Annotated in this window: 15 protein-coding genes; 10 read left to right on the top strand and 5 right to left on the bottom strand. The window is 41.8% G+C overall.

Going from position 1 to position 17,075, the window contains the following annotated elements; genetic code table 11:
* The first annotated feature begins 359 nt into the window (after positions 1-359).
* From ACI2IW_RS05130 to ACI2IW_RS05120, 3 genes are all read left to right on the top strand, one after another.
* Entirely contained in the window at positions 360-1,292 is a 933-nt protein-coding gene (locus tag ACI2IW_RS05130) for a dienelactone hydrolase family protein (RefSeq protein WP_404692887.1), read from the top strand.
* Positions 1,293-1,601: 309 nt separating this feature from the next.
* Positions 1,602-2,348 (top strand): hypothetical protein, encoded by a 747-nt coding sequence (locus ACI2IW_RS05125; protein ID WP_404692886.1) that lies wholly within the window; start codon positions 1,602-1,604, stop codon positions 2,346-2,348.
* A gap of 132 nt (positions 2,349-2,480) precedes the next feature.
* A complete protein-coding gene (locus ACI2IW_RS05120) occupies positions 2,481-3,227 on the top strand; it encodes a hypothetical protein (protein ID WP_404692885.1) in 747 nt (248 codons plus the stop codon).
* A gap of 125 nt (positions 3,228-3,352) precedes the next feature.
* Here ACI2IW_RS05120 and ACI2IW_RS05115 read toward each other — a convergent pair whose 3' ends face one another.
* From ACI2IW_RS05115 to ACI2IW_RS05100, 4 genes are all read right to left on the bottom strand, one after another.
* A complete protein-coding gene (locus ACI2IW_RS05115) occupies positions 3,353-3,868 on the bottom strand; it encodes an Rrf2 family transcriptional regulator (protein ID WP_397477393.1) in 516 nt (171 codons plus the stop codon).
* A gap of 285 nt (positions 3,869-4,153) precedes the next feature.
* Positions 4,154-5,401 (bottom strand): NnrS family protein, encoded by a 1,248-nt coding sequence (locus ACI2IW_RS05110; protein ID WP_404692884.1) that lies wholly within the window; start codon positions 5,399-5,401, stop codon positions 4,154-4,156.
* A gap of 211 nt (positions 5,402-5,612) precedes the next feature.
* On the bottom strand, positions 5,613-6,050 hold the full coding sequence (locus ACI2IW_RS05105) for a DUF3429 domain-containing protein (RefSeq protein WP_404692883.1): 438 nt from the start codon (positions 6,048-6,050) through the stop codon (positions 5,613-5,615).
* Between the two features lie 69 nt (positions 6,051-6,119).
* Positions 6,120-7,514, bottom strand: coding sequence for a DASH family cryptochrome (locus tag ACI2IW_RS05100; protein ID WP_404692882.1), 1,395 nt, complete (start codon positions 7,512-7,514; stop codon positions 6,120-6,122).
* Between the two features lie 224 nt (positions 7,515-7,738).
* Between ACI2IW_RS05100 and ACI2IW_RS05095 the strand changes: the two genes are divergently transcribed.
* Complete coding sequence (locus ACI2IW_RS05095) at positions 7,739-7,987, top strand: hypothetical protein (RefSeq protein ID WP_057760515.1); 249 nt, start codon at positions 7,739-7,741, stop codon at positions 7,985-7,987.
* Between the two features lie 115 nt (positions 7,988-8,102).
* Here the strand turns inward: ACI2IW_RS05095 and ACI2IW_RS05090 are convergent, their stop codons facing one another.
* Positions 8,103-9,581, bottom strand: a complete 1,479-nt coding sequence (locus tag ACI2IW_RS05090; RefSeq protein ID WP_404692881.1) for an aldehyde dehydrogenase family protein — start codon at positions 9,579-9,581, stop codon at positions 8,103-8,105.
* A 428-nt stretch (positions 9,582-10,009) separates the two neighbouring features.
* Here ACI2IW_RS05090 and ACI2IW_RS05085 point away from each other — a divergent pair, with 428 nt between their 5' ends.
* From ACI2IW_RS05085 to ACI2IW_RS05060, 6 genes are all read left to right on the top strand, one after another.
* Entirely contained in the window at positions 10,010-10,609 is a 600-nt protein-coding gene (locus tag ACI2IW_RS05085; protein ID WP_057760518.1) for a TetR/AcrR family transcriptional regulator, read from the top strand.
* Between the two features lie 369 nt (positions 10,610-10,978).
* On the top strand, positions 10,979-12,190 hold the full coding sequence (locus ACI2IW_RS05080) for an iron-containing alcohol dehydrogenase (RefSeq protein WP_404692880.1): 1,212 nt from the start codon (positions 10,979-10,981) through the stop codon (positions 12,188-12,190).
* Between the two features lie 166 nt (positions 12,191-12,356).
* Complete coding sequence (locus ACI2IW_RS05075) at positions 12,357-13,406, top strand: NADP-dependent oxidoreductase (protein ID WP_404692879.1); 1,050 nt, start codon at positions 12,357-12,359, stop codon at positions 13,404-13,406.
* 239 nt (positions 13,407-13,645) lie between these two features.
* Positions 13,646-14,323 (top strand): type 1 glutamine amidotransferase domain-containing protein, encoded by a 678-nt coding sequence (locus ACI2IW_RS05070; protein WP_057760524.1) that lies wholly within the window; start codon positions 13,646-13,648, stop codon positions 14,321-14,323.
* Between the two features lie 30 nt (positions 14,324-14,353).
* The gene (locus ACI2IW_RS05065; protein WP_404692878.1) at positions 14,354-14,983 is read left to right on the top strand and encodes a glutathione S-transferase family protein; all 630 of its coding nucleotides are present in this window, start codon (positions 14,354-14,356) and stop codon (positions 14,981-14,983) included.
* A 397-nt stretch (positions 14,984-15,380) separates the two neighbouring features.
* Positions 15,381-17,069 (top strand): MFS transporter, encoded by a 1,689-nt coding sequence (locus tag ACI2IW_RS05060; protein ID WP_296206747.1) that lies wholly within the window; start codon positions 15,381-15,383, stop codon positions 17,067-17,069.
* The last annotated feature ends 6 nt before the right edge of the window (positions 17,070-17,075 follow it).

Genomic DNA, 17,075 nt, shown 5'->3' with positions numbered 1-17,075 from the left:
AATGACAAGCAAATTATGGTAGCACATTCACTAATATACTCAGGTTTAAAAGTGTTATTGCCACTTGATAAATTCTTTATTTGGGTTCGAGATTATCGTAGAAAAACTTGACTAGAAGTCTTGTTTCGACTTTAGACGGTGAAGACAGTTTTCGACTCACGAGGTCAAGATCAACGTTACGTTTATCGCATATACAGGATAGTATGGTTAGATGCTATTTGTGCACTTGCTAATTATTTAACTACTTTAACGATTAACAGCTATAAGAGTTAAAATCACTACCTACGTCTATCTTTTTTAGCCTAGAGACGTGCACGACCACACAACCTTTTAGAATACAATTTACTATGACGAAAAATATGGTGCTTTCAAAACTTATTATCGCGATGGGTACATTGGTTTTCTCTACAATGGCTGTAGCAGAAATAACTGTGTCCGAGACTAGGGTTAAAGGTCTCAGTCCAGTTGGATCAACACTCGACTCTACAAAATCACTAGCGGCAGTAGACTGTATAAAGGATGACGCTATCACTACTACTGAGCTCACAAAAACACGTGATAACGGTCCCTTTTCTGTCAGTACCAAGCGTGTGAATCGCCAATCTGCCAATGGCTTTGGTGGCGGTACCATACACTATCCAACGGATGCTGCTAGCTGTGGTCTGCTAAGTGGTATTGCGGTGGTGCCAGGTTACGTGTCTTATGAGTCTTCTATCAAATGGTGGGGACCGCGTTTGGCCTCTTGGGGATTTGTCGTTATTACTATTAATACTAGCTCCATTTACGATAACCCAGATAGCCGTGCTGAGCAATTGAGCGCGGCTCTCGATCATCTTATCGCTGATGAAACAGTGGGTCATATGATCGATCCAAATCGTTTGGGCGCGATTGGTTGGTCAATGGGCGGCGGCGGTGCGCTACGATTGGCAACTGAGCGCAGTACAGTGCAAGCCATCATTGCACAAACACCCTATCACGATACAAGCTATGGTGCGTTGGATACGCCTGCTCTATTCATCGCTTGTGAAAATGACCGTATCGCACCGAATAAAAAATATACCAATACTTTTTATCAAAAAGCTGACGGTCCAAAAATGAAGGTCGAGATTAACAACGGCAGTCATTTCTGTGCCAGTCATCGTTTTAACGAGAAACTATTAAGTAAGCCTGCTATCGCATGGATGCAGCGTTATATTAACGGTGATACCCGTTTCAATAAATTCTTATGTGGCAATGAAAGCTACAAAGACGATCCTCGTATATCAGCCTATGATTACGAAGACTGTTTATAAGCTGTTTTTAACCTACTTATGAAAGGAAGAACAGCTTTCACTGCTGATGATGACATTTGAATAACAACACTTTTTTATTTTTACACATTTACATTGCTTCTATCTTTTTTCTTACAGACATTACTGCCATAAAAATTAATAATCATATAGTTAATCCTCTATAAATTGGATACGGTGTCAGGCTCGCTTAGTCTACAACTTGTAGTACTTTCACTCGCCTTCCTTGTATCCAAATTATATTGAACCGGCTATAGGGTGCTACAAACAAGTAAAACGATTGAATAAATGAACGATTAAGGAGCAATGTTGATGACTGATGAGACGTATGATTTGGGTGCAGGTTTCTGGAGTATTCGAGGCTCATTTATTAAAAATGGCATACTTGATATTGGTGTTCAATGTGCGCTCATAAGACTATCATCAGAGCGATTTATCTTTTTAGATAGCTATACATTAACTGGTGATGTGCGTCAGCAAGTCATGGCATTGACCAATAACGGTCAAAATGTCGAAGCTGTCCTCAATGTTCATCCGTTTCATACAGTACACTGTGCTCAAATGGCAAAAGACTTTCCGCAAGCGACGTTTTATGGCAGTAGCCGACATCCAAAGCAAGTATCTGAAGTTAATTGGGCAGACGACTTGGTCGAAAGCGATGCCGTTGCTGCACGCTACCCTGAACTCAAATTCTCTATACCTCAAGGCATTCATTACATCTCACCTGACGAGACAGTTCATGCCAGCTCATTATTGGTTTATCATCCTGCCAGCCAAAGCATTTATGTCGATGATACCTTTGAGATACCTCCTTCCAAGTTACTAAATGCCGTGCAGCCTAACCTAGGCTTACACCCTACTACCAAAAAAGCGCTCAAAGATGAGCCAAACGCAGCTAAGCATTATTGTGATTGGGCAGTAGAGCTGGCAAGTGAGTGGCATAATGTCCGTCATTTTTGCGGCGCACATTCAGGCTTAGTGGTATTTGAAGATGGTCAGTTTGAGACAGCACTTATCTCAGCGATTGATTTGGCTCGCCCTGAGCTTGAGAAAGCATAAAAACAAACATAAAGGCGTAAAGAGTTAGAACACATACTATTAAAACAACTCGAAAAACAAAGTTTACAGTGAAAAATTAGCTTTGTTTTGTTTACATATTTTATTTCATTTACTAGATGAGGAAAATTATAAATGACTGATCACATTCATGATTTAGGCGCAGGATTTTGGAACATACGCGGAACATTCCGTCTCGGTGGCGTGCTAAATATCGGCACTCAATGCTCGCTAGTCAAGCTATCATCAGGGAAATTTATCTTTTTGGACAGTTACGCCCTAACGGGTGATGCTCGAGATGAGGTTATGGCACTCACTAACAATGGTCAAGATGTCGAAGCGGTGCTGAACGTACATCCTTTTCATACAGTCAGCTGTGCTCAAATGGCCAAAGACTTCCCGCAAGCCACCTTTTATGGCAGTAGCCGTCACCATAAAAAAGTACCAGAAATCGATTGGGCAGATGACTTGGTAGAAAGTGACGCAGTCGCTGCACGCTATCCTGAACTTAAGTTTTCAATGTCAGAGGGCATTTACTATATATCACCTAATGAGATGATTCATGCAGGTTCTTTATTGGCTTATCACCCTGCCAGTCAAAGCTTGCACGTAGATGATACTTTTATGAGTCCACCAACGAAGTTATTAGAAGCTGTATTGCCTGAGCTAATACTGCATCCTACGACCAAAAAAGCTCTGAAAAACGAGCCCAACGCTGGCGCACAATATTGCGACTGGGCGACCAATTTGGCTCATGAATGGCGTGACGTTCGCAATTTATGTGCTGCGCATTCTTATCTTGTTCAGTTCAAAGAAGGTGGGTTTGAGAAAGCACTGGTGAAAGCCATCAAGAAAGCACGTCCAAAACTAGAAAACGCCTAATTTCTCACACCTTAGACATATATTTTTTATAGATATAGAAACGGGTCGCTATTACTGTATTTACTAATGTAGCGACCCATTTTTTGAGCCAATAACTTTATAAAATATACGATTATTGAAACTTATTATCGAAATAGCAAAGTAGCCAGCTCATCTTCATTGTTCAGAATATCTGCCAATGTATAACGCTCAAGCACATTGACAAATGCGGTGAGTGCTTCAAAAAACACGCTTTTAAGCTGACAGGCTGGACTAATTACACAGCCTAGTGATTTATTCTTTTTTTCCTCAATAAATGTCACTGGCAAATCCGTCTGATGAGCGCCCTGCTCACTGTCATTATGAGACGCTGGTACGGCAAAGCACTCTACCAGATTAAAATCAGGCTCTATCTGTTTGATCAATACACCCAAATTAATATCTTTAGGCGCACGCGCCAAGCGTATACCACCGTTTTTGCCGCGCACACTTTCTATATAACCAAGCTGACCTAGCTGATGAATAATCTTGGTCAAATGACTTTTGGAAATACCATAGCTGTCAGCGATATCGCTAATATTAGCCAATAATGATGGATCTGGTCTCACGGCTAAATAAATCAATGAGCGTAGCGCGTAGTCACTATAGTTGGTCAATCGCATGTACTTGCACTCCTATTTTTATAAATTTTATATATTAAGCTAGGGTGTGTCATCAATTAGATTATGAGCATTAAAATAAGATAAATTCATGCTAAATAAGGAAAAGTTCGCAGTGAATATGAACATATTGACAAGAACTTTGACAAAGTTTAGCGAAAATTTAGCCCTTTTAAGGCCATAAATTGCATCAATGTGCTAATTGATGACACGCCCTAGACAAAGTAAGTCGCATTTTTGGTAATAACATTTGGACATAGCATTTGTAAACAGTATCGTTAGCCCGCTTTAACCAAATAAGCCATCGGGCCGAGGACGTGCCAACATGGGCAGATAACTGATGCAAAATAGCACAAAACACGCAATCCAAGCACTTTGCGCCACCATAATCCACATTAGGTAATGACTCATATCTACTAGCGGTAATAGTACGCGGCTGATAAATACTGAGACCATCAAACCGTACATAACGCTTACCGTTTTCGGCGGTTGATGAATACTGCGACCTGTATGTCCCAGAGATACTCTAGTCATCATGGCTAACGTCATCATACCAACACCAGCAATCGCCAGTCCATGCATAGCGATGCTGTGCGGATAACCGAGCCAAGGCTGTAATGCGTATAGTAAAAAACTCAAACACATGCCTAAAAATGCGATGTAAAACGACCAAAGTAATGGCTTTTGCCAAATACCATGATGATACCACCCTATCATACGAACGATCTTAATCACTGCCACGCCAAGCGCGGTAACCGTCAGCAAATATTTATTTGGATAAAACATATCACTAATAAAAAAGGCGCAGAAAAATACTAAGCTTGCGATATCTTGTGTCTTACTACTATGTAGTTTAATGGGTTCTGACGTTTCCATATCTATACTGAGACCACGTTCGATAAAAAATGGCACTACGCGGCGGCCAATTGTCAGAACCAGCCCGATAATCAAATAGAACCCACTATAAATACCTATCTTGGTTGTGTTCATATCAGCATTGATAATGCCCCAATAGCACAACCCATTACCAAGGGTCAGCAGGGCCAGCTTTGCTAAGATACCCATTTGCTTGTATTGCTTGACTTGTAATACCGCGCGGAATATCACATATGCCATCGAAGCGACAAATACCACATCAAAAACGGCGGCGACGTACAACAACAATGAGCTATTACCTGCCACCACTATGCCCATGCCAAAAGCGATCCAACTAAGCCGCGCTAACAACCAACAGACAAAGATACCTAGCAGCTTATAACCATGCGGCATCATCACCCCTGTCCAAGTCTTGACCGCTGTCAGCAAAAACCCTGCGACCACTGCCAACGCATAACCATAAATCATCTCATGACCGTGCCAATACAACGGGTTCAATACTTGCGCATCGATATCGGTGTGACCAGTGAACACAAAAGCCCATAGCAGCATCGTTACTACGGCAAATAGCGCAGCAGCACTAAAAAATATGCGAAAGCTTAAATTAAGGATGGAATGCGGGGAACTTGGTGGCTTGCTAGGTAACTTGATAGATTGCATAGCCATCTTCTTAGAGGAGTATAGATGGCTTTAATTATAACATTCATTTTAAATAAACTTTATAAATCTTTAGTCTGATTATTGAAATATTCTATCCATTAAAGTGTAGCGCCTACGGAAATCTCTAAAATAAATGTCCTAATTATAAAAATAGAGGAATCAGGCTGGTTGTTCTTTAGCTGTTATTTGGCCATGACTTAGTCAATACCACTTACAACTGTAATGCCGCGATGACTAACGATATGACCACTATCGCCGTGACATACTGCCTAACTTTAAAATATGTGTGATTGATAATCTGCGCTCGATGAAGGCTATAATCAATAATCAACAGACTTATAAAACCAATCACTAATAGCCAAATAAAACTACTGGCTGACAAGATTAAAAACCCAAGCCAAAGGCCAAGCGCAATGACATTACTATACAGTGGAAGTCTAATAGCCCACTTATTGTCGTCAGCTAAATCTAAATGATTACCCCAATGCGCGCCTGCCATAAATGATGCAATCACTAGCCCATAAGCACTTAATATATCGACTACTGAACCAAGTACAGGCACGGTAACAACGTCTATCATCAGCAAAAATGCACAGGCGACAAACGGAATAGCACCTGCAAAAGTGAGATAAGGACTGGGCTTTTTCATTGTTTAAACCTATCTTATAATTAATCTAATAATAGTTGTCACTTGTTGAGTGGGAGTTTTCAACATACATTAGTCACTCTTTTGAGTGTTGCCTTGCCACTGACGGATAAACTCACCATTTGGATCGTATTGCTGGGTTTGCTTGTCGAGATTAAACTGTCTGCATCCTCTTGGGTCAGCACCCACGCCTGCCAGATATTGCCAATTGCCCCAATTACTGCCGACATCATAATCAACAAGATGTTGCTCAAAGTAAGCTGCCCCATAGCGCCAATCAAGGCCTAGCTCATGGATAAAGCAACTGGCAACCAGTTGTCGTCCGCGATTCGACATATAACCTGTCGTGCGCAATTGGTTCATGCATGCGTTGACGATAGGATATTGTGTTGTACCACTCTTCCATTGCGCTAACAGATTTTCGTCCAATTGAGTTGAAGGCGCGTGCTGAGCGATGCCCTTAAACCAAAACAACTTTTGCTGATGGGTGACAGCATACCAGTAGAAATACTCACGCCACAGCAGCTCAAACCATATCCAGTAGGTAGAGTCATTTGCGATCATATCGCGCTCATAGCGACGTAGACGATTCAATATCGTGTTTACAGATAGTGAGCCGTTTGCAAGCCAAGCGGAAAACTTTGTGGAATGCGCCCACTCATCTAGCGCGTTTCGGGTAGTTTTATAAGTGCTGGGCGCATCGGAATCGAAATAGGCATCTAAGTGCTTAAGACCATTTGACTCTCCACCTATAAAACTGGATGGCTGCTGTGATGGCTTATCAAGCCCTGCCTGATTAGACAACTGCGATTCAAAAAAGCACTCGTTCCTACTCTGCATATTGTCAGGTAATGGAGCAAGTGTTTCTGGCGTTGGAGAAATGGCTATATCTTTTTCTGCATGCAGCAAATCATAATCGGTTTCGATTTGTTTACGAAATTGCGTAAAGCTTTTGGGTAAGCTCTCTAGCGGTAACTCGTCAAACAAAGTCGCCGTTGTTTGAATGTGCCACTGTATCTCTGGATATTTTGCCTGTAGAAGGTCATATACTTTGTTTTGATTATAATCTGCCGTTTGACTGATGCAGATATCTGTCACTTGTTGCTGCGCTATTAGATCACTCAATTGAGTAAAGACGTCCAATGCTTCATCGCCTTTCTGTAAATACAGCAACCTATTACCTCGTTGCATTAATGACGTATTTAAATCAGCCAAGCTCTCATGTAAAAACTGCTGGCGAGCTTGACCTATAGCCTCATAACGATAGGCGTCGTAATGGTCTTTATCGTCTAATATATCTGTCAACGATGACGCATAAACCAATAGCAGCTTTCCATCAATGGAGATTTCAGATGCTTTTAATAGAGTGGCATTGTCCGCTAGCCGCAAGTCATTATGAAATAGCACCAATGTGACATTTCTGTTCGCTGAGTTATTCTCTGAGTTGTTCGCTGCTTGATTTAGCATACCCTATCCTTCTGGCTGTTTAGAGCTTATCTATTATTTTTAATATTTAGTCTTTAATCTTGAAATGTCATATACGATGTAAAACATACTTAGGGCGTATTGAACATTCAACTATGATGCGAGCCTAATACTTGTAAGGCAATGCGCTCAGCCCCAGAAACTACTTATAAGCATTGACTCTCATGTGTCTGACTGCTTAAATGGCTTACCTCTAGGAGAACACCATGACTCAAAATAATACTACGACTGAAGAAAATAAATCAGATGAAAAGCGTAAACTTATCAATCGATTTTTGATGAGATTGACAAAAGAACAGCCTCAAATGTATTACGCAACCACCTCTGAGATATCGCGAAGTATTCATACGATGATAAAAGAGCACACCAATCGCCTGTCGGTAGAAGAACAAGCACTGGTAAGACGGATGACGATGGAAGAGATTGAAGGGTTGCTTGGATTTCATGCCAGATAAGAGATTGACCAACTTCAGATACGTCATTATCAGTAAGTTGCCAAATGACACACAAAAAAAGACCGCTATCAAAGCGGTCTTTTTTATTAGCTATTAGCAATCTATTTTAGGACAATTAGAATGGATATTCACGTGGTTCATTTTGCATTGAGATCCAATGCGTTCTAGTGAACTCTTCTAGTACCCACTCACCGTTAAAGCGGCCTATACCTGAGTTTTTCTCACCACCGAATGGCGTATTGCTTTCATCATTGACCGAGATGTCATTGATGTGGGTCATGCCAGCTCTGATACCGCGAGCGAAACGTAGACCTTTTTGCATATCAGCAGTGAACACCGCACTAGACAGACCATACATAGAATCATTGGCAATCGATAGCGCATCGTCTTCGTCTTTAGCACGGATGATACCAACCAATGGTCCAAACACTTCATTGCGTGATAGATCCATTTCGCGAGTCACTTCGGTAAAGATGTGCGGCGGTACGACTTGGCCTTCGATCTCGCCACTGAGTATCATTTTTGCGCCTTCTTCCTGCGCTTTAGCGATTTTTTCTTTGAGCGATTTGACTTGTTTTTCGTTGATGATTGGGCCAACAGCGGTATCTTGCTTATTAGGATCACCGACGTTCAATGTTTTGACATGTGCTAAGAAACGCTCTACAAAGTCATCATATATCTCGTCTTCTACAATGACTCTGTTAATCGCGATACAGATTTGGCCTTGATGCAAGAATTTACCAAAGGCAGCTGCTTTTACCGCTTGCTCAATGTCAGCATCTTTTAGTACCACAAATGGACTGTTACCACCTAGCTCAAGCGCCACTTGTTTGATGTATTCACCACCATTGGCCAGCTCACCGATATGTTTGCCCACTGAGGTCGAACCTGTGAACGACACTAGACTTGGCGCTTTGTGCTCAACGATTGCATCGCCTATCTCACTGCCTGAGCCGACTACAACGTTTAATAGACCTTTTGGCAGACCCGCTTCTTCAAACACTTTGGCCAATAGCAAACCACCTGTCACTGGCGTATCGCTAGCAGGCTTGAGCACCACGGCATTACCAAGTGCTAAGGCTGGCGCGATAGAGCGCTGCGTTAAATGTAGTGGGAAGTTCCATGGGCTAATGACTGCTACCACACCGATAGGCTCACGATAAATGAAGTTTTCTTTACCAGGGGTGTTCGATGGACGAATCTCACCATGGACACGATTAGGGAATGTCGCTGCTTCAAGGGTAATCGCGCGCGTCGCACCGAACTCGACCATGGCTTTGATACGGGTACTGCCCGACTCTTTGATTAGCCAATCGACGATTTCTTCTTGTCGCTGATCAAGTATGTTTACGACTTTATACAACACTGCAGAACGCTCTGCTGGCGTCTGCTTGGCCCACGCTTCTTGAGCTTGGGTCGCCGCATCATAGGCTTCGTTCAACTGATCCTTGGTCGCTTGCTGGATCTCTACCAGCGTATCACCGTTATATGGGTTGGTATTGGTGTTGGTGCTATCGTCCTTACCGGTTTGCCATTCACCAGCGATGAACTGTAAATGGAAATCACTGTATGCACTCGTAGTATTGGTTGACATAATCATCCTTATTTTTAATTTGTTGTGTTGAGTATTGGTTTTCGATTATTAAAATAAAATTATTAAGTCGGCGATATCTTAATGAGAAAATACCTGGCAAGTAGTAAGTCTGAAATCGTTACCGAGCTATCAATCAATAGTCATCAGTTAAAAAGAGCTCTAATGAAAAATGATCTTTAGCAATAAATACTAACGGTAACGGATAACAACAAAACCTACCTTGCTAGACGACTGGTCTAATGCTACCATAGCTACTAATAAAACAAGACTACTTTGTCAGTGAATATTGTTGATAAAACGTAACACATATAACTATATCCTATTACAATACGCCATCAACGTGACGTTCAAATGAACGCTAACTGTTTTAACTGACTATCTAATACATACGCTAATATAAGCGACTACTAAGGGAGACAATCCTGTTTATGTCTAATACAGACGCAACTACCCCAGATACCAAAGCTCATTTACTTGCTACTGGCTACCAATTAATCGCCAAAAAAGGTTTTACCGCTGTTGGTCTAAAGCAAATTTTAGATACAGCAGGCGTGCCAAAGGGCTCCTTCTACCACTACTTTGCTTCTAAAGAGGCCTTTGGTGAAGCCATTATTAATCATTACTTTAGCTTATATAAGACTCGGTTAGATGTCATCGATGCACAAGATGTCAGTGCACAGCAAAAGCTATATGATTATTTTCAAAACTGGTATGACACCCAGCAGAACGGCTGTGACCACGAGAAATGCTTGGTAGTGAAGCTCAGCGCAGAGGTGGCCGATATGTCAGAAACCATGCGTAAGGCACTCGATACTGGCTATCAGCAGACAACCATGTGGCTCGCCAAGCAGATCAAAGCTGGCTGGCTTGATGAGTCCGTACCTCGTCACGATAATATCTCAGCTGAGAGTATGGCCAAGCGCTGGTATTTTGCATGGCTTGGCGCAAGCTTGATTGCAAAGATTAGCCAAACCAATACCCCCTTAGCAGAAATTTGGCAAATGACAACGACCCAAATGGGACGCTAATCGTTAACTGTTCGGATTTCTAGCGACTGCACCTCTAACGTAACCATTAAGGCACATTGAATATTTATAACGCTCATAGATAGTAGCTGTCAGTACTATGCTTGAGTATTCAGTGTGCTTCATTGCCTTCTATTTTCTGAACGAATTTCTTAAAGACATCTGCATATGACTTAAACAGTTATACGAGAGTTTTGTAAATATCACTAGACGACTGGTCTAATTGGTGTACAATGCGCACAAATATTAAGAATGAATGTCTATACGAGCATTGCTTATCATTCATTGATTGATATCAGACAATATCTTATGTCAAAACCATTTAATTAAACCGTTTTTATTAAAAACTTTTTATTACTAATTAGGAATCTTATGAATAACTTCCAATACTACAACCCAGTCCGTATCGTTTTTGGTGAAGGTCAAATCGAGCAACTATCAGATCTAGTCCCTACTGATGCGCGTGTACTCATTACTTATGGTGGTGGTTCAGCACAGCGTACTGGTACTTTAGACGAAGTAAAAACTGCCTTAGCGGCAAGCGGTAACCGTACTGTATTTGAATTCGGCGGCATCGAAGCCAACCCAGAATTCACTACGCTATTAAAAGCCGCTGATATGGTTAATGAGCACAACATTGACTTCTTATTAGCAGTTGGCGGTGGTTCTGTGATTGACGGTAGCAAATTCGTCGCACTAGTATCTTCATTGACTGAAGAAGACGGCACTGTCTCACGTGACCAAGCTTGGGATGCCTTAACTGGTTATTGCAAAAACATCGATTCTGCTGTCGACTTGGGTGCTGTATTGACCATCCCAGCAACAGGTTCTGAGATGAACTCAGGCGGCGTGATTAACTATAGTGAACGTCAAGCAAAACTACCATTTGGTAACCCACTTGCCTTCCCTAAATTCTCAATTCTAGATCCAATCAAAACACTTACCTTGCCTGAGCGTCAGGTTATGAATGGTGTGGCTGATGCATTTGTTCATGTAATGGAACAGTATCTGACTTACCCAGTAAACGCGAAAGTACAAGACGCCTTTGCTGAAAGCTTGCTTAAAATTCTTATCGATGAAGGTCTAGTTGTTAAGCAAGATCCAAAAAACCTAGAAACACGTAAGAACATTATGTGGACAGCGACCATGGCATTGAATGGTCTGATCGGTACTGGTGTACCACAAGACTGGACAACTCATATGGTTGGTCATGAGCTAACATCACTACACGCTATCGATCATGCACGTACGCTAACCATCGTATTGCCATCAGTTATGCGTGAACTAAAAGAAAGCAAAAAAGAAAAACTGCTTCAGTATGCGCGTAACGTATGGAACATTACCGATACTGACCTAGACGACGATGCTATCATCGAAACTGCTATTGTTTACACTGAAAACTTCTTCCGCGAGCTTGGTTTGCCAGTTAGCCTAGAAGACGTTGACTTGACGGAATCAGCGATTGATCCAATTATCAAGCAACTTGAAGTGCATAACATGGTTAAGCTTGGTGAACATGGTACCAACGACTTAGAAGTATCACGTCGTATCTTGCAGCGCGCTGTCACTAGCAAAGCGTCTTAATAAGCGCTTTAGCAAGAACTGTTTAAAGAATTATAAGAAGAATCGCGACAGTAACAATAAGTACATATCGTTATGCTATTTATAGAGTAGCTATTCCATGCTGAGTAGCTACTACATTTACCACCACTATAATAATGACAATTAATAAATATAAAGGAGTCTTACAATGAGCTTCGACAAACAACAGAATCAACAAACAAACCGTCAAATCAAATTGGCTAGCCGTCCTAATGGCGTACCTACTGCTGACAACTTTGACATGGCGACTAGCGACATTCCTATGCCAAAAGATAACGAGATGCTACTACGCACTGTATATCTATCACTAGATCCATATATGCGTGGACGTATGAGTGATGCAAAAAGCTATGCAGACCCGTTAGAAGTCGGTGACGTCATCATGGGTGGTACCGTAGCGCAAGTGGTCGAGTCAAATATCGATAGCTTCGCGGTAGGCGACCTAGTCGTATCAAACTCAGGCTGGCAGGACTACAGTGTCAGTGATGGCGAAGGCGTCCTCAAACTGGACAAAAATATGTCTAACCCTTCTTATGGTTTAGGCGTGTTAGGTATGCCAGGGTTCACCGGTTACATGGGTCTGACTGATATCGGTAAACCACAAAAAGGTGAAACTTTAGTCGTGGCAGCAGCCACTGGACCTGTCGGTGCCACTGTCGGTCAAGTGGGTAATCAATATGGTCTGCGCACTGTCGGTGTGGCAGGCGGTGAAGAGAAATGCGACTTTGCGGTCAATGAGCTTGGCTTTGATGTCTGTATCGATCATAAAGCCGATGACTTCGCTGAGCAATTAAAAGCAGCATGTCCAGATGGTATCGACATCTACTATGAAAACGTTGGCGGTAAAGTATTTGATGCGGTAATGCCATTACTTAACGACCATGCACGTATTCCAGTATGTGGTCTGGTATCGCAGTACAACGCAACTGATTTACCGGATGGCAAAGATCGCTTAGGTATGTTGATGGGTCTTATCTTAAGCCAACGCCTAACTGTCAGAGGTTTCATTATCTTTGAAGAGTACGGCGACCACTTCCCAGAGTTCTTAGAAACCATGAGCAAATGGGTAGAGTCAGGCGAAGTGAAAACCAAAGAGCACATTACTGACGGTTTAGATAATGCGCCAAATGCATTTGTCAGTATGTTAAACGGTGATAACTTTGGTAAAACCGTAATCAAAGTATCTGACGTTAAGTAGTTACTGGTTAAACATTGACTAGTTAAGTAGCTACTGACAGTTAGCAATCGTTGTGAATAACTACTTAACAACATAAATTGCTAATATCACTACTGAAAGTTGCTTACAAAGCAGGAATAATGCTAACAGTCATTATTTGCATTTAGGTTAATTAAGTAAAAACGGCTAATGATGCAACGTAAAACTTATGACTGTTGGCTATATAGTTACTAACATATAAATAATAAACAAGGATAATTATGAACATTTTAATGGTACTAACTTCTCATGACCGTTTAGGCGATACTGGTAAGAAAACTGGTTTTTGGCTAGAAGAATTTGCTGCTCCTTACTACGCATTTCTTGACGCTGGCGTAAATGTAACTCTAGCTTCTCCAGCTGGCGGTCAGCCACCACTAGATCCTAGTAGTGACACAGAAGACACGCAAACCAAAGATACCACTCGTTTTAAAGACGATAAAGACGCGCAAGAGCATTTGGCTAATACCAAAAAACTTGCTGATATGAACGCTGAAGATTTCGATTCAGTATTCTACCCAGGTGGCCATGGCCCATTGTGGGATTTGGCAGTAGATAAAAACTCTATCAATCTGATTGAGACTTTTGTTAAGCAAGACAAGCCTGTTGCTTTTGTTTGTCATTCTCCTGCAGCGCTTAAAAACGTTAAAGTCGATGGCGAGTATTTGGTAAAAGGCAAAACAGTGACTGGTTTTACTAACTCTGAAGAAGACGCAGTTGGCCTAACAGACGTAGTACCGTTCCTAGTAGAAGACGCATTGAAAGCTAATGGCGGTAACTATGAAAAAGCGGCTGATTGGGAATCGTTTGTCGTTGAAGACGGTTTACTAATCACAGGTCAAAACCCTGCATCATCAGAAGAAGCTGCTAAGCGTCTAATGGCGAAGCTGAAAGGTTAGTCAAACCCACTACGCAATAAGGTCGATACCATGATTCGCTTACATCATCTCAATCAATCACGTTCATTACGGACGCTATGGCTCTTAGAAGAGCTAGGCGTTCCTTATGAAGTCGTTAGTCATCAGCGCGATGCCAAGACTCATTTAGCACCAGACTCTTTAAAGGCTGTACATCCACTCGGTAAGTCTCCGGTTATCGAAATGGATGGACAAATTTATGCTGAGTCAGGTGCTATCACTGAGTTATTGATCGAACGGTTTGCGCCAGAGCGTCTGCGCCCTGCTACAGGAAGCTCAGACTACGGTTACTATCTACAGTGGATTGATTTTGCAGAAAGCTCGCTCATGTTACCGTTAATGCTTGAGTTATTTACTAACAAAGCAGGCATCGATGACAATGAGTTTTTAAACGGCTATATCGAGACAGAAAAAACCAGATTATTTAAGTATCTGAATACTTCGGTTGAAGGTAAGTCGTTTATTGTGGGTGATAAGCTAAGCGGTGCTGACTTTATGCTGTCATTCGATTTGATTATTCTTGCTAAGCGTCAGAAACTTGACGCCTATCCGCATATCAAACAGTATGCTGAAAAGCTGGCCAGTCTTGATAGCTATCAGCGTGCAATGCAGCTAGAAGCAAAATATGATGAATCAACTTAGTATTTGGTATTCATTGATACCTCGGTATTAGCCACAATACTATATATTGACTGACCAATTTTTCGATACACAAAAACAGCTCTGTATAGAGCTGTTTTTTATGCGTATAGCATTTTTTGCTTATTGCATCGCCTTTTTTAATGTTCGTCACATTGCATGAGACACTGCTATATCTTTATTATTTAGAGCCAATGAGTTACGCGCCAATGACAAAAGCGCTATAAAGATTATGATAAAATATGCCCTGCATTTCTTGGGTTATCTTTCCAGTTTGACCAGCATTTATATCAGTAACTCCGCTGTTTTTAAGCTATAAACATTCATCGTACTGACCTGATTTTGCGTCTGGAATCTGTTCTATGCCATTCTATTTCCTTATACAGATTATGGTACGTCCATGAGTAACGAATATCAGTTTAAGCCCCACGAACAACCGATAATGGTGGGCTCTCCTGCCAATCCTGATCATCCTGCACGCCGCAAATTATTTTACTTACTGATCGGAATTTTCGTTGGTCTCACTGCTAGCTTCCAAAACGGTCTACTCGTCGCAAATCTTACTCAAATTCAAGGTCAGCTGGGCTTGACACCAGCCGAAGGTGGTTGGATATCTGTCAGCTATAATATGACCAATGCCTGTATCACCGTTCTGCTGTACAAAATTCGCCAACAATTTGGCATGTCACTCTTTAGTAAAATCACTCTATTCTTTTTGTTGGCTGCCACGAGTTTACAGTGGCTAATCAGTAGTCATCTGCTAGATACGCCTAATATAGGAATTGAACCTTATTACCTAGAGATTGTCGCCAGAGGACTTAGCGGTATGGTCGCAAGTGGCATGACCATCTTAGGGTTATTCTATTGTTTGCAAGGTATGCCAACCGTCAAGCGTACTAGTGGCTTAATATTGGGTTTTGGCTTGGTGCAGTTTGGTATTCCACTATCACGAATCATCTCGCCCTATCTCGCCATCGATGGTCAGCTTGAAAACTTATTTCTATTTCAATTTGGTTTGGCACTGATTTGTTTTGGACTGATTAACATATTGGAACTACCACCAGGCAATACGGAAAAAGTATTTGAAAAACTCGACTTTTTAAGCTTTGCTTTTTTTGCGAGCGGTCTAGCTGCACTGGCTGTTATTTTAGTGCAAGGTAGGATTTTATGGTGGACGACGCCTTGGCTTGTCTATCCACTGATGATTGCCATTGTTGGGATTGGCATCGCTTTATGGATTGAAACACATCGCAAAAACCCAATGTTACAAGTCCGCTGGATGCGTAGCCGCAATATTATTGCCTTTATGATTACTGGCGCAGTCATGCGAATTTTGCTATCTGAACAAAATGTCGGTGCTGCAGGCCTACTGGCCAATTTGGGCTATGGCAATGATCAGCTGGTTACTTTTTATGCTGTCATAATGGCTGCCAGTGTGTTGGCTTTGGTGATTAGTATTTTTAGTACCAATCCGATGGACTTGCGCCGTCCCGTTATTTTTGCAGTGGCATTGATTGCCTTAGGTTCCTGGATGGACGTTGGGGTGTCTATTAATTCCGCTCCCTATATGTTTTATATTAGCCAGTTTTTGATTGCATTTGCCGCGGTATATTTCATGGGACCTTTGGTTTTCGAAGGATTTTTGCGTGCTATTGCTAGTGGCCCTGCTTATATCATTAGTTTTTCGGTTATCTTTGGTATCTCCCAAACGGTTGGCGGATTGGCAGGTGCAGCGGCTATTCAGGCATTTACGACCATTCGTACACAGGTCCATTATGCAGATATGGTCAGCTCACTGAACTTGGGTGATCCTACGTTCAGCGCTCAAATTGCTGGTACTCGCAGTGTATTATCAAATCAAACGACGGATACAGCGCAAGCGAATGTGGCCGCGATGAGCCAAGTTTTGCAAGGGATTCAACGCCAAGCAACTGTCTCCGCTTATAGCGACCTGTTCTTTTTGATGGCCAGTTTTGCTACTTTCGTTACAGCCATTTTATTGATCAATTATTTTTATAACCGTTACCACAAGCGCAATCCACTTGCTAAAGAGCTTGCGGTTATTGCAAAAATGCGTGAGTCAAAATAACTCAGT

Origin of the sequence: Psychrobacter sp. NPDC078501 (assembly GCF_044900935.1) — a bacterium.
Lineage (GTDB): Bacteria > Pseudomonadota > Gammaproteobacteria > Pseudomonadales > Moraxellaceae > Psychrobacter.
Note: the sequence above shows the minus strand (reverse complement) of the source record. Positions and strands in the feature narration are given on the sequence as shown.

Bases quoted from the DNA above. Each gene is read 5' to 3' on its own strand.
- ACI2IW_RS05130 (WP_404692887.1), top strand. From the start codon at position 360: ATGGTGCTTTCAAAACTTATTATCGCGATGGGTACATTGGTTTTCTCT.
- ACI2IW_RS05125 (WP_404692886.1), top strand. From the start codon at position 1,602: ATGACTGATGAGACGTATGATTTGGGTGCAGGTTTCTGGAGTATTCGA.
- ACI2IW_RS05120 (WP_404692885.1), top strand. From the start codon at position 2,481: ATGACTGATCACATTCATGATTTAGGCGCAGGATTTTGGAACATACGC.
- ACI2IW_RS05115 (WP_397477393.1), bottom strand. From the start codon at position 3,868: ATGCGATTGACCAACTATAGTGACTACGCGCTACGCTCATTGATTTAT.
- ACI2IW_RS05110 (WP_404692884.1), bottom strand. From the start codon at position 5,401: ATGCAATCTATCAAGTTACCTAGCAAGCCACCAAGTTCCCCGCATTCC.
- ACI2IW_RS05105 (WP_404692883.1), bottom strand. From the start codon at position 6,050: ATGAAAAAGCCCAGTCCTTATCTCACTTTTGCAGGTGCTATTCCGTTT.
- ACI2IW_RS05100 (WP_404692882.1), bottom strand. From the start codon at position 7,514: ATGCTAAATCAAGCAGCGAACAACTCAGAGAATAACTCAGCGAACAGA.
- ACI2IW_RS05095 (WP_057760515.1), top strand. From the start codon at position 7,739: ATGACTCAAAATAATACTACGACTGAAGAAAATAAATCAGATGAAAAG.
- ACI2IW_RS05090 (WP_404692881.1), bottom strand. From the start codon at position 9,581: ATGTCAACCAATACTACGAGTGCATACAGTGATTTCCATTTACAGTTC.
- ACI2IW_RS05085 (WP_057760518.1), top strand. From the start codon at position 10,010: ATGTCTAATACAGACGCAACTACCCCAGATACCAAAGCTCATTTACTT.
- ACI2IW_RS05080 (WP_404692880.1), top strand. From the start codon at position 10,979: ATGAATAACTTCCAATACTACAACCCAGTCCGTATCGTTTTTGGTGAA.
- ACI2IW_RS05075 (WP_404692879.1), top strand. From the start codon at position 12,357: ATGAGCTTCGACAAACAACAGAATCAACAAACAAACCGTCAAATCAAA.
- ACI2IW_RS05070 (WP_057760524.1), top strand. From the start codon at position 13,646: ATGAACATTTTAATGGTACTAACTTCTCATGACCGTTTAGGCGATACT.
- ACI2IW_RS05065 (WP_404692878.1), top strand. From the start codon at position 14,354: ATGATTCGCTTACATCATCTCAATCAATCACGTTCATTACGGACGCTA.
- ACI2IW_RS05060 (WP_296206747.1), top strand. From the start codon at position 15,381: ATGAGTAACGAATATCAGTTTAAGCCCCACGAACAACCGATAATGGTG.